Source organism: Alcanivorax sp. 24 (assembly GCF_004360225.1).
Lineage (GTDB): Bacteria > Pseudomonadota > Gammaproteobacteria > Pseudomonadales > Alcanivoracaceae > Alloalcanivorax > Alloalcanivorax xiamenensis.
This window is the reverse complement of record NZ_SNUA01000003.1, coordinates 395,547-419,933: the sequence shown is the minus strand read 5'-3', so window position 1 is coordinate 419,933 and position 24,387 is coordinate 395,547. Positions and strand designations below refer to the sequence as shown.

Sequence of the window (24,387 nt, the reverse complement as noted above, 5' to 3'; positions counted from 1 at the left end):
AAGCCTTGGTCATCCTGGCCCGGAAGATCGCCCGCACCGCCTTCGCCCTGATGAAGCAGCAACAAGAATATTGCCCCGCAAAGCTCTTTTAAGCATTGCAGGGCACCATAGAATCTCCCACAGCGGCTTCGTGGCCCTTCCATGCCAGCCCCTCACCTTGAAGCGGAGCCGTGTTACGCCTTTGCGGAACCTGCTTCACGACGTTCCCGCAAAGGCGTAACACGGCTCCGCTGTCCCTGATGGAAGGCAATACGGTTTCCCTCCAAACCGCGATGAACCATAAATAAGCGCTTTTTATGCTTGCCAGGGCGTTGGGTCTGGTTTTGCATTACCGGCGTCCGGCGTCCGGCGTCCGGCGTCCGGCGTCCGGCGTCCGGCGTCCGGCGTCCGGCGTCCGGCGTCCGGCGTCCGGCGTCCGGCGTCCGGCGTCCGGCGTGTCGGCGTGCCGGCAAATGCCGTATAATGCCGCCTTTTTCCGGCCGTGGAGTTGTCATGACCGTTCGTACCCGGGTAGCCCCGTCCCCCACTGGCGATCCCCATGTGGGCACCGCTTACATTGCCTTGTTCAATCGTTGTTTCGCCCGTCAGCACGGTGGTCAGTTCATTCTCAGGATCGAGGATACCGACCAGGTGCGCTCCACCGCGGAATCGGAGCAGGCGATCCTGGATTCCCTGCGCTGGCTGGGGCTGGATTGGGACGAAGGGCCGGACGTCGGCGGCCCTCACGCGCCTTATCGTCAAAGTGAGCGCGGCGATATCTACCGTCAGTACGCCGAGCAATTGGTTCAGGCCGGCCACGCTTTCAAGTGTTACCGTAGCGCCGAGGAACTGGACACGTTACGTGCCCGGATCAAGGAGAGCGGTGAAAACCGGGCATTGAAACCCCGTGATCTGGAGCTGGATCAGGCCGAGCAGACCCGCCGTGAAGCGGAAGGGGCACCTTATGTGATCCGCATGCGGGTGCCGGAGGATGGGCGCTGTGCCATCGAGGACATGCTGCGCGGCACCGTGGAGCTGGATTGGGCCCTGGCCGACGCGCAGGTCCTGCTGAAATCCGATGGCCTGCCCACCTATCATCTGGCCAATGTGGTGGATGACCATCTGATGGGCATCACTCATGTGCTGCGTGGTGAGGAATGGCTGAACTCCGCGCCGAAGCACAAGCTGCTGTATGAGTATTTCGGCTGGGACATGCCGGCGCTGTGCCACATGCCGCTGCTGCGTAATCCGGACAAATCCAAACTCAGCAAGCGCAAGAACCCCACCAGTATCAATTTCTATCGCCGCATGGGTTTCCTGCCGGAAGCGCTGGTGAACTACCTCGGCCGCATGGGTTGGTCCATGCCCGACGAACGTGAGCGTTTCTCTTTGAGTGAGATGGAAGCGGCTTTCGACATCAACCGTGTGTCCCTGGGCGGACCGGTGTTCGATGTGGAAAAGCTGAGCTGGCTCAACGGCCAGTGGCTGCGGGACCTGTCCGACGAACAGTTCCTGCAACAGCTGATGGGCTGGGCTTTCAATCGGGACTACGTGATGCAGGTGCTGCCGCATATCAAGCAGCGGGTGGAAACGCTGAGTGACGTGGTGGACAAGGCCGGCTTCTGTTTCTCCGGGATGCTCACCATCAGTGAACAGGATTTCGAGCACAAGCAGTACAGCACCGAGGATATGAAGGAATGGCTGCAGTTCTTCCTCTGGTCCTGTGAGGCTCAGCGCAGTTGGAATCGGGATAATCTGTTCGTCGATGCCAAGGCCCTGGCGGATGCCCTGGATGTGAAAATCCGTGATTTCCTGTTTCCGGTGTTCGTGGCCATCGCCGGCACCAGCGCCAGTTTCTCGGTGGTGGACAGCATGGCATTGCTGGGCGCCGATATCAGCCGGGCGCGATTGCGTCACGCGGTGGAGGTGCTGGGCGGGGTCTCCAAGAAGCAAACCAAGAAGCTGGAGAAGGCCTACGCCGCTTTGATTGGCCGGGCTGATTAAGATTGCGGCAATTTGACCAAGGGATGAACAGACGGGGCAAAAACCGTGAAAAACCGCCGCTAAGTGCTTGACAGGATAGGGCCCCTGGGTAGAATACGCCGCACCACACGGGACGCACATACCGGTGGTCACAATCTGGGGCTATAGCTCAGCTGGGAGAGCGCTACAATGGCATTGTAGAGGTCGGCGGTTCGATCCCGCCTAGCTCCACCAAATACGTCCCCTTCGTCTAGTGGCCTAGGACACCGCCCTTTCACGGCGGTAACAGGGGTTCGACTCCCCTAGGGGACGCCACTACAAAAAGACCTCGCTCATTGAGCGGGGTTTTTTTGTGGTTTATTTTTGAGATCGAGGGAAGACGTTTTAAACAGAAAGGCTGTCTTTCTCAGTGGAGCTCCGAAGGCGGGTTTTGCGGGTACCCCGAGGTGTCCATGACCCGCCGTGAACCCACCCCGGGGCTTGCGGTCGGCGTCCTGCCTCACACAGTCATGGACACCTCGGGGTACCCGCAAAACCCTCGGTCGCAGCCAAGCGAAGGGCTCGTTTTTCTTTTCACCGCCGTTGATTTGAGGCTGAGTGTTTCAGAGCTCGCGGAGTGTTGCCGGTCAGGGCGTTCCAGGACCGTGTTTGGCCAGGGATGGCCAAACCCGAGCGCACATGGACGTGCTTGTAGCGTGTCCTGGAACGCCCTGACCGGCAACGCTCCCTCGCTGACTTGCTAATCCGCTGTATTTGTATCTGGTGGATACCAGCCCTAGCGAAAATCCCGGGATTTGATATTCAATTCCAGTAAGGCGTCGCTGGCATCGATCAGTGCGCCGGCCATGAGGTGAACAACCCCCTCCGGACTGATTTCCAGAGTGCCTTTGACGATCACCAACGGGCTGCGAAGCAGGGTTTTGCGGAACCGTTCCTGAATGGCATTCCAGATCACCACGTTGGTGTTGCCGGTCTCATCCTCCAGTGTCATGAACAGCGCGCCTTTGGCGGAGCCGGGTCTTTGCCGGTTGGTCACCAGCCCGGCGACCCGGATCAGTTGTCCCGGCCGGCCCCGCTTCAAGTCCCGTGCCCGGCGGCAGCCGCGAAAGCGGGGGAGATGGCGGACCAGGGCCATGGGATGCCGGCCCAGAGTCAGGCCCAGGTGACGGTAATCCTGCAGCAGATCAGCGTGCTCCGAAGGGGCGTCGAGGTAGACTCCGTCATGATCCTTGCCGGCACCGCGCTCCGTTTCAAGTAATGGCCGAGGCGCTTCCAGTCCCTGGATTTCCCAATGGCCCTGGTGGCGGTGGCCGCTGAGTGCACGCAGTGCGTTACCAGCCACCAGGGCTTCCCGCTCCCGTTGATTGAGGCGGGCCCGCTGGCATAGATCCCGCACACTGCTGAAAGGGCGCTCGGCGCGGGCCCGCGCCAGGCGCTCGGCGGCTTCCGGATTGAATCCTTTCAACTGACGAAATCCCAGCCGCAAGGCCGGCTGCACCCCGAGTTTCTGTCTTTGTGTCTCTTCCAGAGTGTGGTCCCAGTGGCTGTGCCGTACGTCCAGGGGGCGCAGTTCGATGGCGTGGCGGCGCGCATCCTGGAGAATTTGCGAGGGGCTGTAAAAGCCCATCGGCAGACTGTTGAGCAGACCACAATAAAAGGCGCTGGTGTGATGACGTTTGAGCCAGGCGGACACGTACACCAGCAGGGCGAAACTGGCGGAGTGGGATTCCGGGAAACCGTAGCCGCCGAAGCCTTTCATTTGCTCGAACAGACGCTGGGCGTAATCCTCGTTGTAGCCGTTGGCGCGCATACCCTGGATCACCTTGTCCTGGAACTGCATCAGCTCGCCGCTCTTGCCCCAGCGGGCCATGGCCCGGCGTAACCGGTCCGCCTCGCCGCCGGAAAATTTCGCCGCCACCATGACCAGTTGAATCACCTGCTCCTGAAAGATGGGGATACCCAGGGTACGTTTCAGTACCGCTTCCACTTTCGGGTCCGGGTAATCCGGTTCTTCCAGGCCGTCGCGGCGGCGTAAATAGGGATGCACCATGTCGCCCTGAATCGGCCCCGGGCGGACGATGGCCACCTCGATCACCAGATCGTAGAACTTGCGGGGCCGCAGTCGCGGCAGCATGTTCATCTGCGCCCGGGATTCCACCTGGAACACCCCCAGGCTGTTGCCTTTGCAGAGCATGTCGTAGGTGGCCGGGTCCTCGGTGGGAATGTCCTGCATGATCAACGGCCGGCCACGGTAGTGACTGATCAGGTCCAGGGTTTTGCGGATCGCGGTGAGCATGCCCAGGGCCAGCACGTCCACCTTCATCAGCCCGAGTGCTTCCAGGTCGTCCTTGTCCCACTGAATCACGGTGCGGTCGGCCATGGCGGCGTTTTCCACCGGCACCAGCGTGGGCACCGGGTCACGGGTAATGACAAAGCCGCCCACGTGCTGGGACAGATGCCGGGGAAAGCCGACCAGCTCAAACACCAGCGCCCGGTACTGCCGGCCCAGGGCGGTATCGCCCAGACCGACTTCGCGGAACCGCTCCTGCAGATCGGCGGGTTTGTCCCACCAGGCCAGGTTGGCGCTGAGCCGCTCGATGATCGACAGATCCACGCCCAGGGCCCGGCCCACGTCACGCACCGCCGAGCGGGTGCGGTAATGGATCACGGTAGCGGCGAGGGCGGCGCGGTCCCGGCCGTATTTGCGGTACAGGTACTGCATCACTTCTTCGCGGCGTTCGTGTTCGAAATCCACGTCGATGTCCGGCGGTTCCCGCCGTTCCTTGGAAATGAAGCGCTCGAACAGAAGCTGGCTGCGGTTGGGGTCCACTTCGGTGACGCCGAGGCAGTAACACACCGCGGAATTGGCGGCGGAACCGCGCCCCTGGCAAAGAATGCCCTGGCCACGGGCGTAGGCGACGATGTCGTGGACGGTGAGAAAGTAATGGGCGTATTCCAGTTCGCGGATCAGCGCCAGCTCCCGCTCCAGCAGGGTTCGTACGGAGGCGGGCACGCCTTTGGGATAACGCCGCGCGGCGCCTTGATGGGCGAGGGCGGCCAGATAATCGTCGGCGTTCTGCCCGGGCGGCACTACTTCCTCGGGATACTGGTAGCGGATTTCGTCCAGCTTGAACTCGCACTGATCGGCGATCCAGGCCGCCTCGCGAAGCAGGGTTTCCGGGTAAATATCGGCCAGGGTTTCCAACGGACGCAGATGCCGCTGATCATTCTGGAAGCGGCGGCGGCCCAACTCGTACACCGAGGTGTTCAGCCGCAGCGCGGTGAGCACGTCCTGCAGTCTTTGCCGCTCGGCGCGATGATAGTGCACATCGTTGGCGGCGCTCATGGCGAGCTCGAAGCGGTGCGCCAGATCCAGGCAATAGCGATAGTGCAGGGCGTCGTTGCGGTCCTGGAGCAGTTCACAGGCAAGCCAGAAACGATCGCCGAAATGAGCCTGGAGCAAGGTGGCATGATGGGGATCGCGGCCATCACCGGCGGGGAACCACAGACACAGGGCATGACGTTCCAGCCGCGTCAGATCCCGCCAGTGCAGTTGGTATTTTCCTTTTTCCGCCCGCCGGCGTCCCTGGGTGATCAAGGTGGATATCTCGCCATAGGCGCGGCGGTTCCGGGCCAGTAATACCAGATGCAAAGCGCCCTGATCGGTCTCCAGGCGGAAGGTGCTGCCAATGATCAGTTTCAGGGTGGTGCCGACGTCGTCACGCAGCGCCTGGTGCGCCCGCCAGGCCCGCACCACCCCGGCCAGAGAGGCGTCATCGGTAATCGCCAGAGCCCGGTAGCCCAGTTCGTGGGCACGTTGTACCAACTCCTCCGGTTGGCTGGCGCCGGTGAGAAAGCTGAAGGCGCTGGTGCAATGCAACTCGGCGAAAGGCGGGGGGGCCGGATTCATACGCGGCTCCTTGATCCCCTCTGGGGCCGCCATTGAAGGATGGACATCAACCTGACGTTAACGTTAACTGGAGAGCCTGTTTCATTCGTTTGCCTTGGGATATCACCATGACTCTGAATAACAAACGCTTTCCCTCGCCGGAAAGTCTGGACAACCTGCCCGAAGACATCCGCGAGGTGATTCTCGGCGTGCAGGAAAAAGCCGGCTTCGTGCCCAATGTGTTTCTCATGCTGGCCCGCCGCCCGGCGGAATTCCGGGCCTTTTTCGCTTATCACGATGCCCTCATGGAGCGCGAATCCGACACCCTGAGCAAAGCGGAAAAAGAAATGATCGTGGTCGCCACCAGCGCCCGCAATCACTGCCTGTACTGCGTGGTGGCCCATGGCGCTCTGTTGCGGATTTACAGCAAGAATCCACTGGTGGCGGATCAGGTGGCGATCAACCACCGCACCGCGCCGATCAGCGAGCGTCATCGGGTGATGCTGGACTTCGCGTTCCATCTGGCCCTGGAACAGGGGGAGATGAACGACGACTGGGAGGCCCGCTTGGCGGAGGTGGGCTTCACCACCGAGGACATGTGGGATATTGGCGCCATCGCCGCCTTCTTCGGTATGTCCAATCGCATGGTCAATCTCACCGGAACGCCGCCCAACGAGGAGTTCTACCTGATGGGGCGGGTGCCACGTTGACGGAAAACGCTGGCACGCAAACACGCTGACACGCAACACGCGGAAACCGCCGTCAGCCAAAGAATGTCCCCCTTTCCGTTGGCCGGACGGGAAGGCTTTCCCAATTGTCCGCGGGGTTGGCAAGGATGGCGTGTAAGCGTGTTGCGTGCCGGCGTGGGCGCGCGGCGGCCAGACGATAGCTTCCGGGATAACCGTATAAGCTGGCGGAAGGCCCCTGGCCTTATTAGAAGAAACCATGCAGCCACCACTGCTGCCGGGCATCCTGGAACAGCCAGCAGCATTCGCCCTGGGGGTGGTGCGCCAGCCGGTAATGGCGGGGCATCGTTCCCCGCCAGGGCTGGCTGAAACGTTCCTGTTGCGGAAACAGTCGCAGGCGCTGCCCCCGCCATACCGGCACGCCGTTGTCCTGGTGCAGTCTCAGTGGGGATTCCAGTAACCACAGAGGACGGTCCTGATCCGCCTGATCGCTTTCATGCTCTCGTGGTGTCGCGCCGAACGGTGGCTGACGGCATTCGCTGTATTCCGGCAAGTGATCGTCGGCCAGGGCCGGGCGATAAAGCGCCAGCCCCGGAGTGTCCACCAGCTTTTCCAGCAGGCCGTTCAGCGGAGCGCGGGCTCCGGGCTCCGGAAACAGGGCGGCAAGGCCGGGGTTCAATGGCCGTGGCCGGCTGGTATCCAAACCCAGTCCCAGCACCGCGCCGTCCAGAGGCTGGTGCTCCAGGCGCCGCAGGCTCAGATCGAGCCAACCGGCGGCGTCATGGGCCGGCCAGGCCCGGCGCACCAGCAGGGTGTGCCGTTCGCGATTGTCCAGACGCAAATGCCAGCGTATCGCCAGCACCTGCTCCTGATAGCGCCTCAGGTGTTGCTCCATCTGCTCAAGCAGCGCCGCCATGGGGATTTTGAGCAGGGCCTGATCATTTATCGGATCATCGAATTGCTGTTGTTCCCGGAATGGTGCCGGGGCGGGAATCGTCCGGCGCACGTCCGCTTTCTCTCCAAGCAGGCGTTGCAACCAATCCAGAAAGGAAGCGCCGAATCGTTTGCCGAGCGCGGCCCGCGGCAGTGCGAACAGGTCGCCGAGGGTATGAAAGCCAGGGGCCTTCAGACGTTCCTTGACGGCGTCTTCCAGAGCCAGGGAGTCGATCGGCAGGGCCGCCAGCCAGGCCTGGAAGCGACTGCGCTCCGGCATCTGCTCAAGGTTGGGCGGTTCGGTGAGATGCCAGGCCGCCAGCGGCGTGGGACCAAGGCCCAGATGGCTGGTTAGCGGGCAGTGCAGGCGGTATTGGTCCACTCGTGACAGCAGTCCACTGAAACCGCCGAACAGACTCAGGCAGCCCCCGACTTCCAGCAGCAGGGTATGGGGAGGCGCAAGGCAGACCTGTGGCGTCATGGCCAGCAGATGACGGGCTTCCCGTTGCAAGGCCTGTTCCTCCTGCCGGGGGGCGGCTTGTTGCACCTGGAGGCCGTCGCATAAAGCGCGCGCCGTGCCCAGGCGCTGCCCTATGTTCACGCCGGCGCCACGGGCGGCGGCATTGGCCAGGGTGATCCGCTGCTGTCGCACCAGCACACGGGGCTCGGGGCTGGGGCCATCCACGGCTTCCAGAGCCAGCAAGGGAAAATGCAGGGCAAGCCACAAGGGGGGATTCATGGACGGAGCTCCGATGTTGGCGCCGGCAGTGCCAGCGGAGAGGGCGTCGTCGTGGTCTCCGGGCGGCGGGTCCGGGCCGCCATGGTGGCGCAGGGCGGTGGGGGGTGGCGCAGGTGCTCGGGCAGCACCATCAACCGGCATTGCTGACCGTGGCGGCCACCGGGCTGCTTGCCAACGGTGACGCTCAGTTCGCCGGGCTGATCGACGTCCAGCAGCAGACGCAGGGGCGCCGGGCTGGGCTGTTTCGAGGCCCGTCGCGGGCGCACCAGCAGAAACAGACAACGGCCCTGCTGCGCGGCCATGTGCAGGCGGCGCAGAGTCCCGGTGGGCAGGGTGCCTCCCGGTGCCCACAACACCAGACTGTCCAGAGTATCGCTGGAGGCGGCTTCCAGACAGGCACGCAACAGCGTGGAGCGTTCCCGGGCTTGTAGCACCAGGATGTGCTCCAGCGGCAACCCGGCCCGCTTCAAGGCGGTGGCGGAAGGCCGGGCCGGGGGGTTGGCGATAATGCGGGCGCCGTCCTCTCGGCGACGCAACAGGGGCAACAGCAAATGCAGTAATGACGGACAGGGCAGTGGACAGAGCAGTTCCACCAGCCCCTGGTTGGGCCAGCCACCTTGCCAGAGCAGGCGGTCCAGGGCCGGGAAACCGGTGTGCCGGCGTTCTTCGCGGGCCGCTCCCCGGCTGGAGCCTTGCCAGGTGTCCTGGCGGCGAAGCAGTTGTTGCAGGGCGTCCGCATTCATGAGGTAAGCATCCATATACTGTCCTTGTGTACAGTATTCCGATGTGCCGATCGGGTCAATCCGTCTGCTGGCTGGTATACATGTTGTCTCCCTCGCTCGGGCTGACTATGTTGAGGGCTTGATTCCCTTCCGTGAGTGCGACGATGACACAACAACACAGTGCGCCGCCGGGGCTGGAGTGGCTGCAACAAGGCTTGGCGCGCCGCCGTTTTCTCAAGTGGACGCTGGCCGCCAGTGCCGTGATGGTGGGTACCGCCGCGGGCGGATTTCTCTGGCTGCGCCGTTCCCCCCTGGACCAGCAGCGGATACCGGATTGGGCCGGTGGACTCAGCCCCGGGGAGTTTTTGTTGCTGGACCGTTGCCGGCGGGTGTTATTGCCTACTGAAGGGCGGGGCCTGCCGGATACCGAAACCGTGCCGGTGGTGGCCAACGTGCAGCGCACGCTGTCGCTGATGGCGCCGGCACTGCGCCGGCAACTGTCGCGGGGGTTGGGATTGTTTGATAACGCCGCGGTGTTCCGCCATGGCCGCCGTTTCGTGGATCTCGACGACGAAACGGCGCGGGACTATTTCGATCGCTGGGGGCGGGGGCTGGTGTTGCAACGAACTCTGGCCACGGTGATCAAGCAACTGGTGTACAGCGCTTATTGGCGCGACGAACGTACCTGGCAGGCTCTGGAATTCGACGGTCCGGTTTCGGATCGTTGGGGGCTGGCGTATCTGGGGAACGCGCCGATGCCGGAAGAAAACGGGGAAGTACAGGCGGGGGTAGCGGAATGACGACAACACTTTGGCGTGACTCCGGCCTGGCGGTGACCGAGGCGAAAGACATCCACCAATCGCGCTTGAATTTGCAGGCGGATGTGGTGGTGGTCGGCTCGGGTGCCGGCGGCGCCGTGGCGGCCTATGAATTGGCTCGGCGCGGCAAGCGGGTGCTGGTGCTGGAGGCGGGGCCCTATGTGCCGTCGCGGGATTTCAGTGAACGCTTCCCGGACGCCTTGGAGCAGCTGTATCAGGACCACGGTGGCCAGACCAATCGCAGCGGCGATCTGCTGATTCTGCAGGGGGCCTGTGTCGGTGGTTCCACCGTGGTCAATGCGGGCGTCTGTTTTCGTACTCCGGACTTCATTCTGCGGGACTGGCAGCGGAATTTCGGTCTCAGCGGACTCACCAGCGACGGCATGAGGCCCTATTTCGAACGGGTGGAAAAACACCTGGGCGTGCATGAAAACGGTGAACATGAGATTGCCGCCCATGCCCGTCTGATCCGGGCCGGCGCCGACAAGCTGGGGTGGTCGGTAAAGCCGTTTCAACGCAATATCCGCGATTGCGCGCTTACCGGACACTGCTTGTCCGGCTGCAAGACCGAGCGCAAGCAATCCATGCTAGTCAGTTATCTGCCCTGGGCGGTGGCCCACGGCGCGCGCATTTTCGCCGACACCCGGGTCATTGAAATTCTCACCGATAATGGCCGCGCCACCGGCGTTCGCGCCGAGGTCACCGGAACCGGCGGCGAACCGGTGGCGTCGATGACGGTGACGGCGCCACGGGTGGTGCTGGCCGCCGGGGCGGTACAAACGCCGCTATTGTTGCTGCGCAGCGAATTGGCCAATGGCTCCGATCAGGTCGGGCGTCACTTCGCCTGCCATCCGTCGCTGTACGTCAGCGCCCGTTATCCGCAACCGGTGCACGCCTGGCGCGGTGCCATGCTCGGGGTCTACGTGGACCAATTCATGGCCCCGGAGGACGGCGGTTTCGTGCTTGAGGACGGTGGTGCCGGGATCGTGGAACTGTCGATGACGGCGGAACCGGGCACCGGCGCGCCGTTCATGGATTTCATGGGAGAGGCCCGTTATCTGGCCGGGCTGGTGACCCTGATTCACGATCACAATGTGGGCCGGGTGCACTGGGACGGGGACAATAAGGTCATCGATTACCAACTGGACGATATCGATTTCCCGTCCATGAAAAACGCCCTGAAAGCGGCGGCGCGGCTGCATCTGGCCGCTGGGGCGGAGCAGGTGTATGTGCCCACCAGTGAGCCGCTGGTGATACGCCAGGAAGCGGATATCGATCCGATGGTGGAACGCCTGGAGAATCAGCCGCATCACCTGCGCATGGTCAGCTATCACCCCCAGGGCAGTTGCCGCATGGGCGCGGATCCCGCCAACAGCGTGGCGGCGGAAAGCGGAGAAACCCATGACGTGGCCGGGCTCTATATCGCCGATGCCAGCCTGTTGCCGACCTCGATTATCGTCAATCCGCAGATCACGGTTTACGCTCTGGCGACCCGCATCGCCGAGGCTATTGCTGCATCAGCCTGACGCGGTGCACGGTGCCGGACACCTTGTAGTCGAGAACGTCCTGTTCCCGGAGCATGCACACGCCATGTTCCGGATTGAGGCGGCACCAGCGGGTCTGGTCGCCGCCGCCGGGTACCACGCTGAAGCGGGTGGCGTAGCCGCTTTCCCGGTTCAGGCCCAGCCATAACTGATTGAAACGCCAGCCGCAGAGCGGGTCGTCGAAGCGGTCCAGGTAAACCGTCATGCGATAGTTCAATCCCTGCGGTTCCAACGGCACGTCGGTGCCCACCTGACGCAACGGACAGTCCGGTTTGGTGGGCACGTACAACGCTTCCACTTGCACCTCGCTGGCCGGCAGCGCTGGTTCGATATCCAATAGGTAGAACCAGGTCTTGGCGGGGGCAGGGTTCAATTTCGGAGTATGGGGGGCAACGGTAACACAGGCGCTGAGCAGCGTGGCCAGTGACAGCGGCCAGACGATACGCAGGCCTGCACGAACAATAACGGAAGCAGCGCTTTCCATGGCGTTCCCTGTGCGATGATAGCGACAATGCGGTGGCGTAAAGATCTTGAATGGGCTCTTAGGCTATCATTGCCGCTCGCGGCTGTCGCGCCGCAAATCCACACAGGAGAAACCATGACTGACGCGAACACACGTCCGCCGCGGGACGCTTTTGGTTACCTTTGCCCCCTGGATACCCGTTGGTCCGACAACGATCTGTACGGCCACGTCAATAACGTCACCTACTACAGCTACTTTGATTCCACCATTAACCGTTATCTGATTGAACGGGGTGGTCTGGATATTCATCAGGGTGATGTGATCGCCTATGTGGTCAGCTCCGGCTGTGAGTATTTCGAGGCGGCGGCTTATCCGGACTCCCTGGCGGTGGGCATGCGCGTGGACAAACTGGGTAACAGCTCGGTGCGTTATGGTTTGGCGGTGTTCGGCGCCGAGGGCGCGGCCAAGGCCCTGGGCCACGTGGTGCATGTGTTCGTCAATCGTGAAAGCGGCCGCCCGGTGCCGATTCCGGAACCGTTGCGTAAAGCGCTGGAAAAGCTGGCGTAACAGGCAGGGTTGAGGGAGCGCCTTTTGCCAGGGGAGGAGAGCCGGCGGTCAGGGTTCCAGGACACGGGAGAAGCACGGTCCTGGAACCCTGACCGCCGGCCCTCCACGAGCTCTGAAACCGTTTACTTCGAATCACCCCCGGCCACGAAGCCCGCTGTGGGAAGAGGCCCGGGCGGCGCTCCGCTTGGCAGCGAATGGCCCGGTATCACGGCGAGGAGGAAGAGAACCACAGTTCAGCGATGACGTAATATTCCTGCCCGAAGGGCAGATCCTGCAGTAAAAAGCCCACTTCCGGCTCCTGACCGGGAAACCGTTCCGGCGGATCGGGCCGTTGCGGGTCATCCTGGTAAATAAAACGCACCGGTGTGTCGAAACCTTCCATGAAACGCAGGCGGGCACGTAGCGCGAACCCTTTGCCGGTATCGAACCTGAGCGTGTTGTCCCGTGGCACTATGCTGCCACGCATGATCTGCTCCGTGTCACTGAGCTTGCCGTCCACCACCGCTTCCCGCGCGCCGGTCCAACTGGTACGCAGGCGCGCCCCTTGCAACCGATAGCCGTCCACGGTGATGCGGGCGCTGGGTTCGCGCAACACGGCGGCGGCCATCGCCGGCAGGGTAAAGCGGCTGTGCACCATCACGCTGTCGGCGCCAACGATGAAATAATTATGCACGGTGAGCACGCGTAATCCGGCCACCCGTACCCGGGTGGTGGCGTACACCAGTGTCGCCAGCGGACCGGTGATGACCTGCCGGATCACCGGGTCCAGATTATCGTTGTCCAGAGTGACCCGCGCGTTACGTAACAACAGGCCGGCGCTGAGTCTCAGCTTCAGGCCATCCAGCAAAGTGCCTTCGCCGTCCCAGCCCCGATAAGTGAAATCACCCCAACGAAACAGATTGTCGTCAATAAAGGCGAGCCGGAAGCGATCACCGCTGATTGCCAGGGGCGTGCGTTCGAGCGTGGCCGCCGGGGCGAAAGTGGCGCGGGGCCGGGCTTGCGGAACATAGAAAACGCCGTCGGGAACGGGCAGCGTGGCAAGCACCTCCGCCGGCAAGGGCATGGGATGTGTCTCCCCGGCGTCCTCGGAGCGCAGCAGCAAGCGGTCTCCAGCGGCGACCCGGTCTACCGGAGCATCCCGGCGGGCGTCGACATCTTCCTGGAAATAGGGCTGATGGCCCAGGGTCCAGGGTAGCCACTGATGCCGCACTTCATGAAACGCGCCACCCCGGTAGTGGACCAACATCAAGTCCTTCCGGTCCGCTCCAACCAGCGGGCTGTGTTCTTCGATGGTCAGAGTGATCAGAGCCGCGTGGGCGGGAAGGGAGAGAAGGAATAACAACAGACAGACCAGCCCCCGCCGTCCGCATGTCCCATATGGAAACAAGCGCACGGACGGTGTGGAGGCTGGCGGCGGTTTATTCCGCCAGTTCCGGCCGGTCAGCGAAATGCGCCAGTGCATCCGGGTTGGCCAGAGCGTTGCGGTTACGGACTTCGCGTCCATGGACGATGTCACGCACCGCCAGTTCCACGATCTTGCCACTGACCGTGCGGGGGATTTCCGGCACTTCCAGGATTACCGCCGGCACGTGGCGCGGACTGGCGCCGTCGCGGATGGTCTGGCGAAGGGTTTGTTTGAGATCGTCATCCAGGGTCGCGTCCCCGGCCATCACCACGAACAGCACCACGCGCACGTCACCCTGCCACTGCTGGCCGATCACCACCGCCTCGCGAATCTGCGGAAGGGTTTCCACCTGCCGATAGATTTCGGCGGTGCCAATGCGCACGCCGCCAGGGTTGAGCACGGCGTCGGAGCGGCCATGGATGATCAGGCCGTCGTGACCTTCGTGGGCGACGGTTTCGGCATAGTCACCATGGGCCCAGATGTCCATGCCAAGGGGGGCGAAACGCTCGAAGTAAGCCTCCTGGAAGCGCCTGCCGTCCGGGTCGTTCCAGAACGATACCGGGCAGCATGGAAACGGCGTGCGGCAGACCAACTCGCCTTTCTCGCCGGTTATGGTCTGACCATGGTCATCAAATACCGCCACGTCCATGCCGAGACCGGCGCATTGCAACTCGCCGCGATACACCGGCAGCATCGGATTGCCCAGAGCGAAGCAGGAAATAATGTCGGTGCCGCCGGAAATGGAGCTCACCAGCAGATCCGGTTTCACCTTCTGATAAAGGAAATCATAGCTTTCGTGCAGCAATGGCGAGCCGGTGGAAAACAGGCTGCGCAGCGTGCTCAGGTCATGGCTCTGGCGCGGCACCACGCCGGCCTTTTCCACCGCCTGAACGAACTTGGCACTGGTGCCGAAATGGGTTACGCCCTCGGCGTCGATCAGATCGAACAGCCGGGAGGCGTCCGGGTAGGCCGGGTTGCCATCGTACAGCACCAGGGTGGCGCCGGTCTGCAGCCCCCCCACCAGCCAGTTCCACATCATCCAGCCGCAGGTGGTGAAGTAGAACAGCACATCATCGGCGCCCAGGTCGCCGTGCAACCGGTGTTCCTTGGCGTGCTGGATCAGCGTGCCGCCGGCGCCATGAACGATGCACTTGGGAGCGCCGGTGGTGCCGGAGGAATAGAGAATGTACAGCGGATGGTTAAAGGGCAGGGCGGCGAATTCCGGCGCTGGCCCGGCGGCGGCCAGCCACTCGCGCCAGGGCAGGGCGGCATGCACGGTGGTGGCCTTGCCGCGGCCGGGAACCACCACCAGCAGTTCCGGTTTGAGCTGTTCGCGCAAGGTCCGCAGGCGCTCGCCCAGATCGATCCACTTACCGTTGTATTGATAGCCATCGCAGGCGAACAACACCTTCGGCTCGATCTGGCCAAAACGGTCGAGCACGCCCTGCACGCCGAAATCCGGAGAGCAGGATGACCAGATCGCGCCAATCCAGGCCGCACCGAGAGCGGCGACAACGGTTTCGATGCGATTGGGCATATAGCCGGCCACCCGGTCGCCGGGGCGCACGCCGGCGTCGTGCAACTGCGCCGCCACCTGGCCGGCGGCCACGCGCAGTTCGCTGTAGCTGATTTGATGGCGTTGGCCGGCCTCGTCCACGCTGATCAGAGCGATGTGATTGTCATGACGGGATAGCAGGTTGTCCGCCACATTCAAGCGGGCCTGGGGAAACCACCGGTGATCGCGGAAGTGCTCGGCCCGCTCCAGTACCTTACTGCCTTTATCGCCTTTCAGCGCGGAGAAGTCCCACACCAGATTCCAGAACGCTTCCGGTTCGTTCACCGACCATTGGTGCAGGGCCCGATAGTCCGGCAAGGACTGGCCGGACAGGGCACGGGCCTGTTGCCAGAAGGTGTTCAGCGCGCTGTGTTGCAGGCGTTGCTGATCCGGTTGCCAAAGCGGTTGTTGATCGAGGGTCGTCATTGTTGCTCCACTTCAAACTCCACCAGCAGCGTGCCTTCGCCAACGCTGTCTCCGGCGCTCACGGTGAAGGCCTGAACCACGCCCGCTTCACCGGCGCGCAGGGTGTGTTCCATTTTCATTGCTTCCAATGTAATCACGGCGTCGCCAGCGGCTACGCGATCACCGGGATTGACGTGCAGAGCGACGATGGTACCGCTCATGGGCGCGGTGAAATCGCCGTGTCCGGTATCATGCTCGCTCTCGCGCGCCGGGTGCAGGTCAATGGCGTAATCCTGACCGGCTATGAACAGCCACAACCGTTGCGCCTCGTCGACGAAACGGCCGGAGAGGGTTATGTCGCCGCCGGTCATCGCATCGTCGAGTGTGCCGCCATCAATACCAAGATGGAAGCGTCCGCCATCACTGTGAAACCGGAAGGACAGGGGGGCGCCATTCACTCTGGCCTCGCCGTCCTCCAGGATCACGATCAGGTGCTCGTCCCGCACTTTGAGCGGCACCAGGGTCTGGCGCTGGCCCAATGGCCGCCAGCCGTTCAGGGTCCGCCAGGGATCGCCGCCGGCCGCCGGCCGTTGCACCACCAGCGCCGCGGCGGCCACCGCCAGAGCCTGTGCCGGTATGCTTACCGGTTCCAGCAGATGCGGATGTTTCTCCAGCAAGCGGGTGTCCAGCTCGGCCTGGCTGAACGGTTCGCTGCTCAGTACCCGGTGCAGAAAGGCGCTGTTGTGGTGAATGCCGCCGAGCATGAGATTTTCCAGGCCGAGCACCAGCCGGCGGCGGGCCTGTTCGCGGTCGGTGCCATGGCAGATCAGCTTGGCGATCATCGGATCGTAGTGATCGCTGACGGTATCCCCGGCCTCGAAGCCGGCGTCCACCCGCACGCCTTCCGGCCACACCAGCGGTTGCAGCGTGCCGGAAGACGGCAGAAAATGCTGATAAGGGTTTTCCGCGTAGAGGCGCACTTCCATGGCGGCGCCGTGCCGCTGGATCTGTTCCTGGCGTTTTGGCAGCGCGCGTCCCTCGGCCACGGTGATCTGCCAGGCCACCAGGTCCTCGCCGGTGATCATCTCGGTGACCGGGTGCTCCACCTGCAGGCGGGTGTTCATCTCCATGAAGAAGAATTCGCCGTTGGGCGCCAGCAGGAATTCCACGGTGCCGGCGCCGACATAGTCGATGGCGCGAGCGGCCTGCACCGCCGCTTCGCCGAGCCGTTCGCGCAGTGCTTCGTCCAGCCCCGGGGCGGGGGCTTCCTCGATGATTTTCTGGTGGCGGCGCTGCACCGAACAGTCCCGCTCGAACAAATGGACGGCGTTGCCGTGTTGGTCGGCGAACACCTGCACTTCCACATGGCGGGCGGTGGGCAGGTACCGTTCCAACAGCACCCGGTCGTCACCAAACGCCCCCTGAGCCTCGCGGCGAGCGGAGGCCAGCGCCTCATCGAAGCGGTCCGCGCTTTCCACCACGCGCATGCCTTTGCCGCCGCCGCCGGCCACCGCCTTGATCAGCAATGGAAAACCAACCTGTTCCGCTTCGCTCGCCAGGGTGGCATCGTCGGCGCCTTCCTGATCGAATCCGGGCAGCACCGGCACCTTGTTTTCGCTCATTAACTGTCGGGCCGCGGCCTTGTCGCCCATTACCCGGATGGCGTTGGCGCCGGGGCCGATGAAGATCAGGCCGGACTCGTCGCAGGCGGCGGCGAACGCGGTGTTCTCCGACAAGAAGCCATAACCGGGGTGCACCGCCTGGGCGCCGGTGGCGCGGGCGGCGTCGATCACCTTGCCGACATCCAGATAACTGTCCCGGGCCGGCGCCGGCCCGAGACAAACGGACTGATCCGCTTCGCGGACATGGGGCAGACCGGCGTCGGCCTCGGAGTAAACCGCCACGGTACGAATACCTTGTTCGCGGCAGGTGCGGATGATGCGACGGGCGATCTCTCCGCGGTTGGCGATCAGCAGTGTGGTGATGTTGGTCATTCTTATATCAGCCCTTTTATCGATCTCTGTATGACACTCCCGGGGTTCGATGACTCTCGGGATTGCGTGGTCACCAACGAATCAGGAGGCGCTCCAGGAGGGCGCCCGTTTTTCCAGGAAGGCGGCGAGCCCTTCCTGGCCTTCGTCACCGGTGCGCAACCGGGCGATCAATTCGGCGGTGTAGCCGATCAGGTTCTGGTCCAGCGGCTGCTCGTCACTGCGCCGTACCAGATCGCGGGCTTCCAACTGGGCTTCCGGGGCGCCTTTCAACAAGGCGTCAACCAGGCCTGCCACGGTGGCGTCCAATTGATCCTCGGCCACCACTTCATGAACGATGCCCAGTTCCCCGGCGCGTGGCGCGGCGATCACTTCGGCGGTCATGAAATAGCGGCGTGCCTGGCGGGGGGCCAGCGCACGAACCACGTAGGGAGCGATCACCGCGGGCAGAATACCGAGCTTGACCTCGCTCAGGCAGAAGCGGGCGTTGTCCGCCGCCACCGCCATGTCGGCGGCGCAAATCAATCCCAGTGCCCCCCCGAAGGCCGCGCCCTGGACCCGGGCGATGACCGGCTTGCCGGCCTGATCGATGCGTGCCATCAGCGCCGCCAGCCTCAGCGCATCGCGCTGATTTTCTTCATGGTCCAGTTGGCCCATGGCCCGCATCCAATTGAGATCGGCGCCGGCGGAGAAATGTTTGCCAGCGGCATCGAGCACGATGACACGGGTCTGATCATCGGCGGAAGCCTGGGCGAAAGCGTCGATCAAGGCCTCGATGACGGTATTGTCGAAAGCGTTGCTTTTTTCCGGCCGGTTCAGGGTGATGCGGGCGACCGGGCCGTTGATGTTGAGTTGAACGCTCATGGAAGGCTCCAAAGTTTTATGGCGCTTGCACGCAACACGCTTGCACGCAAAAGACAAACGTACTCCGTGTGTAAGCGTGCAGCATGTCCGCATGCTGGCGTGTTGCGTGTCAGCGTCTTGTTCACATCCTGAACACGCCATAGCGGGTTTCCTCGATCGGTGCATTGAGGCTGGCGGACAACGCCAGCCCCAGCACATCGCGGGTGTCCACCGGGTCGATGACGCCGTCGTCCCAGAGCCGGGCGCTGGCATACCAGGGCGTGGCCATGGACTCATATTGGGCGGTCATCTCTTCCTGGAAGGCTTGCGCCTGGTCCTCGCTCCAGCTCTCGCCCTTCTTCTTCAGTGACGCCACCTTGACCTGGGTGAGTACACTGGCGGCCTGTTCGCCGCCCATCACCGAAATGCGGGCATTGGGCCACATGAACATGAAACGCGGGTCGTAGGCGCGGCCACACATGCCATAGTTCCCGGCGCCGAAACTGCCGCCGGTGATCACGGTGAATTTCGGTACCCGGGCGCAGGCTACCGCGTTGACCATCTTGGCGCCGTGTTTGGCGATCCCTTCCGCTTCGTATTTCTTGCCGACCATGAAACCGGTGATGTTCTGCAGGAACAGCAGCGGAATCTTGCGTTGGTTGCACAGCTCGACGAAGTGCGCGCCCTTCAGCGCCGATTCGGAATAGAGCACGCCATCGTTGGCGAGAATGCCCACCGGTATGCCATGAATGCGGGCGAAGCCAGTGACCAGGGTGGTGCCGTAGCTGGCCTTGAACTCATCCAGCTCGGAGGCGTCGACGATGCGCGCGATCAATTCTCGGGCCGGCATCGGCGAACGGGTGGTGGGCGGGATCAGCCCGTACAGTTCCTGAGGATCATAGGCCGGCGCGCGGCTCTCGCGGAGATCGAGTTGCTCCGGCTTACGCCAGTTGAGCCGGGCAATACAGCGCCGCGCCAGATCCAAGGCGTGGGGTTCGTCCTCGGCCAGGTGGTCGGCGACGCCGGATTGTTCGGCGTGGAGCGCGGCACCGCCCAGTTCCTCGGCGCTCACCACCTCGCCGGTGGCGGCTTTGACCAGAGGCGGGCCGGCAAGGAACACGGTGGAATGATTGCGCACCATGATCACTTCGTCGGCCATGGCCGGTACATAAGCGCCGCCGGCGGTACAGGAGCCCAACACCACACTGATTTGCGGGATGCCGTTGGCGGACATATTGGCCATGTTGAAGAAGATGCGTCCGAAGTGATCCCGGTCCGGGAACACCTCATCCTGGCGCGGCAGATTGGCGCCGCCGGAATCCACCAGATAGACGCAGGGCAAGCGGTTTTCCGCGGCAATGGCCTGACAGCGCAAGTGCTTTTTCACCGTCAGCGGGTAATAGCTGCCGCCTTTCACGGTGGGGTCGTTGGCGACGATCATGCATTCCACGCCGCTGATACGGCCGATGCCGCCGACACAGCCGGCGGCGGGGACGTCTTCGCCGGGGTAAACCCCATCGGCGGCCAGCGCCGACAGCTCCAGGAAGGGGGAGCCGGGGTCCAGCAGGTACTGGATGCGTTCCCGCACCGGCAACTTGCCTCTTTCCCGCAATCGTGTCTCCGCCGCTTCGCCACCGCCGTGGGCGATACGCGCGAGTTTCTCCCGCAGTTCCCCGCGCAGCGTCAGATTGTGCTCGCGGTATTGATCGAATTCCGGTGCACTTTTATTAAGATGACTGATGATTTTAGGCATGGACATTCCTCGCTCACACGCAACAGGCTGGCACTACGCTATAGGCGGCGTGCCAGCGTGTTGCGTGATGCGTGTTAGCGGCTTTCGTTGAACAGCTCTCTACCGATCAACATGCGGCGGATTTCACTGGTGCCGGCGCCGATTTCATAGAGCTTGGCATCGCGTAACAGGCGGCCGGTGGGGTATTCATTGATATAGCCGTTGCCACCGAGACACTGAATGGCGTCGAGAGCCATCTTGGTGGCATTTTCCGCGCAATACAGGATGACGCCGGCGGCGTCCTTGCGGGTGGTCTGGCCGGCGTCGCAGCAGCGGGCGACCTGATACAGATAGGCGCGGCTGGCGTTGAGAGTCACGTACATGTCGGCGAGCTTGCCCTGCATCAACTGGAATTCGCCGATGGCCTTACCGAACTGCTTGCGTTCGTGCACGTAGGGCACGACTACATCCAGGCACGCCTGCATGATGCCGGTGGAGCCGCCGGAGAGCACGGTGCGCTCATAATCCAGGCCGCTCATCAGAACGCGAACGCCTTCGTTCAGTTTGCCGAGAATGTTTTCCTCCGGCACTTCACAGTCCTCGAACACCAGTTCGCAGGTATTGGAGCCGCGCATGCCCAGCTTGTCGAGCTTCTGCGCCCGCGAGAAACCGGGGAAATCCCGTTCCACCAGGAAGGCGGTGATGCCGCGCGGTCCGGCATTGATATCGGTTTTGGCGTAGATCACATAGGTGTTGGCGTCCGGCCCGTTGGTAATCCACATCTTGTTGCCGTTGAGTACGTAACGGTCGCCTTTCTTCTCCGCGCGCAGGCTCATGCTCACCACGTCGGAGCCGGCACCGGGCTCGCTCATGGCAAGCGCGCCGATATGTTCACCGCTGACCAACTTGGGCAGATAGCGGGCTTTTTGCGCTTCGTTGCCATTGAGGAAAATCTGGTTCACGCAGAGATTGGAGTGAGCGCCATAGGACAGACCGATGGAAGCGGAAGCACGGGAGATTTCCTCCATCACCAGGGTGTGGGCCAGGTAGCCCAGGCCGGCGCCGCCGTACTCTTCGGAAACGGTGATGCCAAGCACACCGAGATCACCGAGCTTCTTCCACAGCTCATTGGGAAACAGGTTGTCGCTGTCCACCCGGGCGGCGATAGGCGCGATTTCACGCCGGGCAAAGGCGCGCACGCTGTCGCGCAGGGCATTCAGGGTTTCGTCGAAGTGAAAGTCCAATCCACCGTCAAACATTATTGTTCTCCAATTGCATCATGGCCTCGCGGGCCCGTTGTTCAGCCTCATCCATTTCTTGCTGCATGGCCTGGATGTCTTTGAGTTGCTGCGCGAGCATGGCTCGCTTTTCAGCGATTTTGTCGAGCAGGGCTTGTAATTGATGGCGGTTATCCCCGGTGGGGATGTAGAGCTGGATCAGTTCACGGGATTCGGCCAGGGATAATCCAAGGCGCTTCCCGCGCAGAATCAGCTTGAGTGCGACGCGGTCGGAAGGCAGATAAATCCGGGTCTGGCCACGCCGTTGCGGGTGCAGCAGCCCCTGATCCTCATAAAAGCGGATGGTACGCGTGGTGATCTGGAATTCGCGGGCCAACTCGCCGATGCTGTAGGTCTTTTGTGTTGTCATGGTGGCAGCATAGGGGAAGTTTACGTAAACGTAAAGATGTTGCCGACATGCCAACCGCCTATCGCGGTTCGTGGAGTGCTGCTTGCCACCATATTCGCTACCGCGCCGTCGTGGGAGCTTTTTCCGGGCGGCGGGCCGCTGCAAACGAATCGCCCCGTTCGTCAAGAATTCGCTTGCAAGCACGCTCCCACAGTGACTTTACGGTTGAATTTAATGGCGGCAAGGCCTAACTTACGGCTGATCCGTATGTCGGCAGAATGACGGTGATATACAGAAAAGATCGCAAGGTCCTCAAGCGAGTGGATTACGGGGCCGCCAAGAACTCCCTGATGGGGGTGTTGGCGGCCCTTCTGGTTTATGCCCTGGTGACGGCCTGGGGCGGGGTATACCGGGCCTACGAACTGGAAACATTGATGGTTGGCGCCGCGGTGGTGTTGGTCACGGCCTTCCGGTTGTGGCTGATCGCCCGGTTCGACGCCCTGTACGGCGCCGGTCCCGCGCGCTGGCGCAAGCTGTTCGGCGCCGGACTGATCCTGCACGCACTGGTCTGGGGCGTGATGCCGGTGTGGCTGTTGTGGCGCACCGGCGCCGGCTTCAACTTCTTCGTGGTTATTCTCTACAACGTTGGTGTCACCACCGCTTTGGGCAGTTCCTGGATGGCCGGATTGCGCGTGCGCCAGCTCTACATCGTATTGATGTTCGTGCCAGTCCTGCTCGGGCTGTTTTTCTATGGTGGCGTGAAAGAGTGGCTGCTGGTGGTTCTGGTCGGTGCCTACACCTTCTACTTGTTCCGCCTTTACCGGGGACAGTATGAGTTGTTCTGGCACGCGGTAACCCGTGAACGGCGTGGCGAACAGCATGACCGGCGGCGGGATCATCATGCCGGTACCGACATCCAGCTCAGCCTGGTCTACCGGCTGGCCCATGAGCTGCGCACACCGATGAATTCAGTGATGGGCATGATGTCGCTGCTGGAGGAAACCAAGCTTTCCGATGAGCAGCGTGAATACCTGCAAGCGGCGGGGCAGAGCGGAAAGCTGATGCTGGCGCTGATCGACGATGTGCTGGACTACTCCCGCATCCTCACTGGCCGCATCGTGCTGAGCCCCGACTATTTCGATCTGCGCGGTACCCTTGAGCAGGCCCTGGAGGCGTTTGGTCCGATGGCCCAGAGCAAGGGGCTGGAGCTGTCCGCGGTGGTTGATCGCATGCTGCCCCGGCGGGTACGTGGCGATCGCGATCGCTTCATGCAAGTGCTGACCAATCTGCTCAGCAACGCGGTCAAATTCAGTGACAAGGGCGAGATCCGCCTGGACGTGGATTTCACCGAAGAAAGCGACAACGAAGGCGTGCTGCGTGTCAGGGTCAGTGACCAGGGCAGGGGCATGGATACCGATACCCTGCGTACCCTGTTCCAGGACCATTTTCTGGACGGCGCCCAGGATGCTTTCGCCGCCAAGCACATCGGCTTTGGCTTGCTGGTGTGCAAGGGGCTGACCGAGGCCATGGGCGGTTCCATTGGCGCGGAAAGCGTGGAAGGCGAGGGCGCCACCTTCTGGTTCACGGTCCGCCTGGGCATGCAAGCCGACATGAATGAACCGCAGAAACTGCTGAGCGCCATGGACGGTTTGCAGGCGCTGGTGGTGGGCAGCGCGGGCGGTGCCCTGGCCGGCTTGCAGGAAGAACTCGAGGCGCTCGGCTGCCAGTGCCAGGGTGCCCGTGATTACGACCACGCGCTGCAGGCGCTGCGGGCCGGACAGCGCGAACAATCCGAGTTTCATTTGTTGCTGGTGGACACCCGGGAACGACAGGAACTGGCCTTGAATCTGTGCCACAACGTGCTGGTGGACCCGGCGCTGCGGCCGGTCAAACTGATTCTGATGTGCACTATCGAGGAGCGGGCCCAGCCGGCGATTCAGCGTCTGGTGGAACGACATGGCCTGGTGGTGTTGGTGAAGCCGGTGCACCGCAGCGTCCTGCGGGGGGCTCTGGAACGCCTGCTCGGCGTGCCGAGGACCGCGCCGGTACGGGATTTGCCCCTGGAAAACGCCGAGGCGATGGAGCGCCGCAAACATTATCGATTGCTGCTGGTGGAAGACAACGAGGTCAATCAGCTGGTCACCAAAGGCATGCTGGCGAAGCTGGGTTATCAGGTCACGACCTTCAGCAATGCACCGGCGGCGTTGTCACTGTTGCAGCGCGAGACCTACGATCTGGTGCTGATGGATTGCATGTTGCCAGGCATGGACGGGTTCGAGGCGACCAGAGTAATGCGCGAAAGCGAGCGTCAGGAAGGCCGGCCACGCACGCCGATCATCGCCATTACCGCCAATACCGCCGAGGGCGTTCAGGCCCGCTGTCTTGCCGCCGGAATGGATGACTTCCTGGCCAAGCCGGTGCATCTTGAGGAGATGGAAACGGTACTGCGCCGCTGGCTGCCGCTGGGATCGGTGAGCGACGATAACGACGGAAGCGAAGGAGAATAA

At 62.7% G+C, this 24,387-nt stretch carries 17 protein-coding genes and 2 tRNA genes; 8 read left to right on the top strand and 11 right to left on the bottom strand.

The genetic code is table 11. The features are described 5' to 3' along the window. Positions 1-492 precede the first annotated feature (492 nt). The 3 genes from gltX to E0L37_RS06750 all read left to right on the top strand — a co-directional run bounded on the left by gltX (position 493) and on the right by E0L37_RS06750 (position 2,277). The gene (gltX, locus tag E0L37_RS06760) at positions 493-1,983 is read left to right on the top strand and encodes a glutamate--tRNA ligase (protein ID WP_133490993.1); all 1,491 of its coding nucleotides are present in this window, start codon (positions 493-495) and stop codon (positions 1,981-1,983) included. A 137-nt stretch (positions 1,984-2,120) separates the two neighbouring features. Next, positions 2,121-2,196, top strand: a tRNA-Ala gene (locus E0L37_RS06755). A gap of 5 nt (positions 2,197-2,201) precedes the next feature. Continuing rightward, positions 2,202-2,277, top strand: a tRNA-Glu gene (locus tag E0L37_RS06750). Positions 2,278-2,737: 460 nt separating this feature from the next. Here the strand turns inward: E0L37_RS06750 and E0L37_RS06745 are convergent. Further along, entirely contained in the window at positions 2,738-5,872 is a 3,135-nt protein-coding gene (locus tag E0L37_RS06745; protein ID WP_133490992.1) for an error-prone DNA polymerase, read from the bottom strand. Between the two features lie 107 nt (positions 5,873-5,979). Between E0L37_RS06745 and E0L37_RS06740 the strand changes: the two genes are divergently transcribed. After that, on the top strand, positions 5,980-6,561 hold the full coding sequence (locus tag E0L37_RS06740; RefSeq protein ID WP_133490991.1) for a peroxidase-related enzyme: 582 nt from the start codon (positions 5,980-5,982) through the stop codon (positions 6,559-6,561). A 223-nt stretch (positions 6,562-6,784) separates the two neighbouring features. Here E0L37_RS06740 and E0L37_RS06735 read toward each other — a convergent pair whose 3' ends face one another. Together E0L37_RS06735 and E0L37_RS21520 are read right to left on the bottom strand one after the other, a co-directional pair. Continuing rightward, positions 6,785-8,209, bottom strand: a complete 1,425-nt coding sequence (locus E0L37_RS06735; RefSeq protein WP_159660792.1) for a DNA polymerase Y family protein — start codon at positions 8,207-8,209, stop codon at positions 6,785-6,787. After that, a complete protein-coding gene (locus E0L37_RS21520) occupies positions 8,206-8,967 on the bottom strand; it encodes a hypothetical protein (protein ID WP_159660793.1) in 762 nt (253 codons plus the stop codon). Before E0L37_RS21520 ends, E0L37_RS06735 begins: the two co-directional genes overlap by 4 nt. 128 nt (positions 8,968-9,095) lie before the next feature. On the opposite strand from E0L37_RS21520, the gene E0L37_RS21515 reads away from it, so the two are divergent. Continuing rightward, positions 9,096-9,731, top strand: coding sequence for a gluconate 2-dehydrogenase subunit 3 family protein (locus E0L37_RS21515; protein ID WP_166643016.1), 636 nt, complete (start codon positions 9,096-9,098; stop codon positions 9,729-9,731). Further along, the gene (locus E0L37_RS06725) at positions 9,728-11,275 is read left to right on the top strand and encodes an FAD-dependent oxidoreductase (protein ID WP_133490989.1); all 1,548 of its coding nucleotides are present in this window, start codon (positions 9,728-9,730) and stop codon (positions 11,273-11,275) included. The genes E0L37_RS21515 and E0L37_RS06725 overlap by 4 nt, the downstream gene beginning before the upstream one ends. Here E0L37_RS06725 and E0L37_RS06720 read toward each other — a convergent pair. Beyond that, positions 11,256-11,777, bottom strand: coding sequence for a hypothetical protein (locus E0L37_RS06720; protein ID WP_133490988.1), 522 nt, complete (start codon positions 11,775-11,777; stop codon positions 11,256-11,258). The genes E0L37_RS06725 and E0L37_RS06720 overlap by 20 nt on opposite strands. Before the next feature lie 114 nt (positions 11,778-11,891). Between E0L37_RS06720 and E0L37_RS06715 the strand changes: the two genes are divergently transcribed. Further along, complete coding sequence (locus E0L37_RS06715; RefSeq protein ID WP_133490987.1) at positions 11,892-12,323, top strand: thioesterase family protein; 432 nt, start codon at positions 11,892-11,894, stop codon at positions 12,321-12,323. A gap of 205 nt (positions 12,324-12,528) precedes the next feature. On the opposite strand, the gene E0L37_RS06710 is transcribed toward E0L37_RS06715, so the two are convergent. From E0L37_RS06710 to E0L37_RS06680, 7 genes are all read right to left on the bottom strand, one after another. Next, positions 12,529-13,665 (bottom strand): hypothetical protein, encoded by a 1,137-nt coding sequence (locus E0L37_RS06710; protein WP_133490986.1) that lies wholly within the window; start codon positions 13,663-13,665, stop codon positions 12,529-12,531. 76 nt (positions 13,666-13,741) lie between these two features. After that, a complete protein-coding gene (locus E0L37_RS06705) occupies positions 13,742-15,709 on the bottom strand; it encodes an acetoacetate--CoA ligase (RefSeq protein ID WP_133490985.1) in 1,968 nt (655 codons plus the stop codon). Beyond that, positions 15,706-17,682: a biotin carboxylase N-terminal domain-containing protein gene (locus E0L37_RS06700; protein WP_166643015.1), complete on the bottom strand. Its 1,977-nt coding sequence runs from the start codon at positions 17,680-17,682 to the stop codon at positions 15,706-15,708. The genes E0L37_RS06705 and E0L37_RS06700 overlap by 4 nt, the downstream gene beginning before the upstream one ends. A gap of 81 nt (positions 17,683-17,763) precedes the next feature. Next, positions 17,764-18,543 (bottom strand): enoyl-CoA hydratase/isomerase family protein, encoded by a 780-nt coding sequence (locus tag E0L37_RS06695; protein ID WP_133490983.1) that lies wholly within the window; start codon positions 18,541-18,543, stop codon positions 17,764-17,766. Positions 18,544-18,664: 121 nt separating this feature from the next. Further along, on the bottom strand, positions 18,665-20,275 hold the full coding sequence (locus E0L37_RS06690) for a carboxyl transferase domain-containing protein (protein ID WP_133490982.1): 1,611 nt from the start codon (positions 20,273-20,275) through the stop codon (positions 18,665-18,667). 74 nt (positions 20,276-20,349) lie between these two features. Beyond that, positions 20,350-21,513, bottom strand: coding sequence for an isovaleryl-CoA dehydrogenase (locus E0L37_RS06685; RefSeq protein WP_133490981.1), 1,164 nt, complete (start codon positions 21,511-21,513; stop codon positions 20,350-20,352). Beyond that, the gene (locus tag E0L37_RS06680; protein ID WP_133490980.1) at positions 21,506-21,901 is read right to left on the bottom strand and encodes a MerR family DNA-binding transcriptional regulator; all 396 of its coding nucleotides are present in this window, start codon (positions 21,899-21,901) and stop codon (positions 21,506-21,508) included. The genes E0L37_RS06685 and E0L37_RS06680 overlap by 8 nt, the downstream gene beginning before the upstream one ends. 257 nt (positions 21,902-22,158) lie before the next feature. Here E0L37_RS06680 and E0L37_RS06675 point away from each other — a divergent pair, with 257 nt between their 5' ends. Continuing rightward, a complete protein-coding gene (locus E0L37_RS06675; protein ID WP_133490979.1) occupies positions 22,159-24,387 on the top strand; it encodes a response regulator in 2,229 nt (742 codons plus the stop codon).

Bases quoted from the DNA above. Each gene is read 5' to 3' on its own strand.
- E0L37_RS21515 (WP_166643016.1), top strand. From the start codon at position 9,096: ATGACACAACAACACAGTGCGCCGCCGGGGCTGGAGTGGCTGCAACAA.
- E0L37_RS06725 (WP_133490989.1), top strand. From the start codon at position 9,728: ATGACGACAACACTTTGGCGTGACTCCGGCCTGGCGGTGACCGAGGCG.
- E0L37_RS06685 (WP_133490981.1), bottom strand. From the start codon at position 21,513: ATGTTTGACGGTGGATTGGACTTTCACTTCGACGAAACCCTGAATGCC.
- E0L37_RS06715 (WP_133490987.1), top strand. From the start codon at position 11,892: ATGACTGACGCGAACACACGTCCGCCGCGGGACGCTTTTGGTTACCTT.
- E0L37_RS06675 (WP_133490979.1), top strand. From the start codon at position 22,159: ATGACGGTGATATACAGAAAAGATCGCAAGGTCCTCAAGCGAGTGGAT.
- E0L37_RS06740 (WP_133490991.1), top strand. From the start codon at position 5,980: ATGACTCTGAATAACAAACGCTTTCCCTCGCCGGAAAGTCTGGACAAC.
- gltX (WP_133490993.1), top strand. From the start codon at position 493: ATGACCGTTCGTACCCGGGTAGCCCCGTCCCCCACTGGCGATCCCCAT.
- E0L37_RS06680 (WP_133490980.1), bottom strand. From the start codon at position 21,901: ATGACAACACAAAAGACCTACAGCATCGGCGAGTTGGCCCGCGAATTC.
- E0L37_RS06735 (WP_159660792.1), bottom strand. From the start codon at position 8,209: ATGAATCCCCCCTTGTGGCTTGCCCTGCATTTTCCCTTGCTGGCTCTG.
- E0L37_RS06695 (WP_133490983.1), bottom strand. From the start codon at position 18,543: ATGAGCGTTCAACTCAACATCAACGGCCCGGTCGCCCGCATCACCCTG.
- E0L37_RS06700 (WP_166643015.1), bottom strand. From the start codon at position 17,682: ATGACCAACATCACCACACTGCTGATCGCCAACCGCGGAGAGATCGCC.
- E0L37_RS06690 (WP_133490982.1), bottom strand. From the start codon at position 20,275: ATGCCTAAAATCATCAGTCATCTTAATAAAAGTGCACCGGAATTCGAT.
- E0L37_RS06745 (WP_133490992.1), bottom strand. From the start codon at position 5,872: ATGAATCCGGCCCCCCCGCCTTTCGCCGAGTTGCATTGCACCAGCGCC.
- E0L37_RS21520 (WP_159660793.1), bottom strand. From the start codon at position 8,967: ATGGATGCTTACCTCATGAATGCGGACGCCCTGCAACAACTGCTTCGC.
- E0L37_RS06705 (WP_133490985.1), bottom strand. From the start codon at position 15,709: ATGACGACCCTCGATCAACAACCGCTTTGGCAACCGGATCAGCAACGC.
- E0L37_RS06720 (WP_133490988.1), bottom strand. From the start codon at position 11,777: ATGGAAAGCGCTGCTTCCGTTATTGTTCGTGCAGGCCTGCGTATCGTC.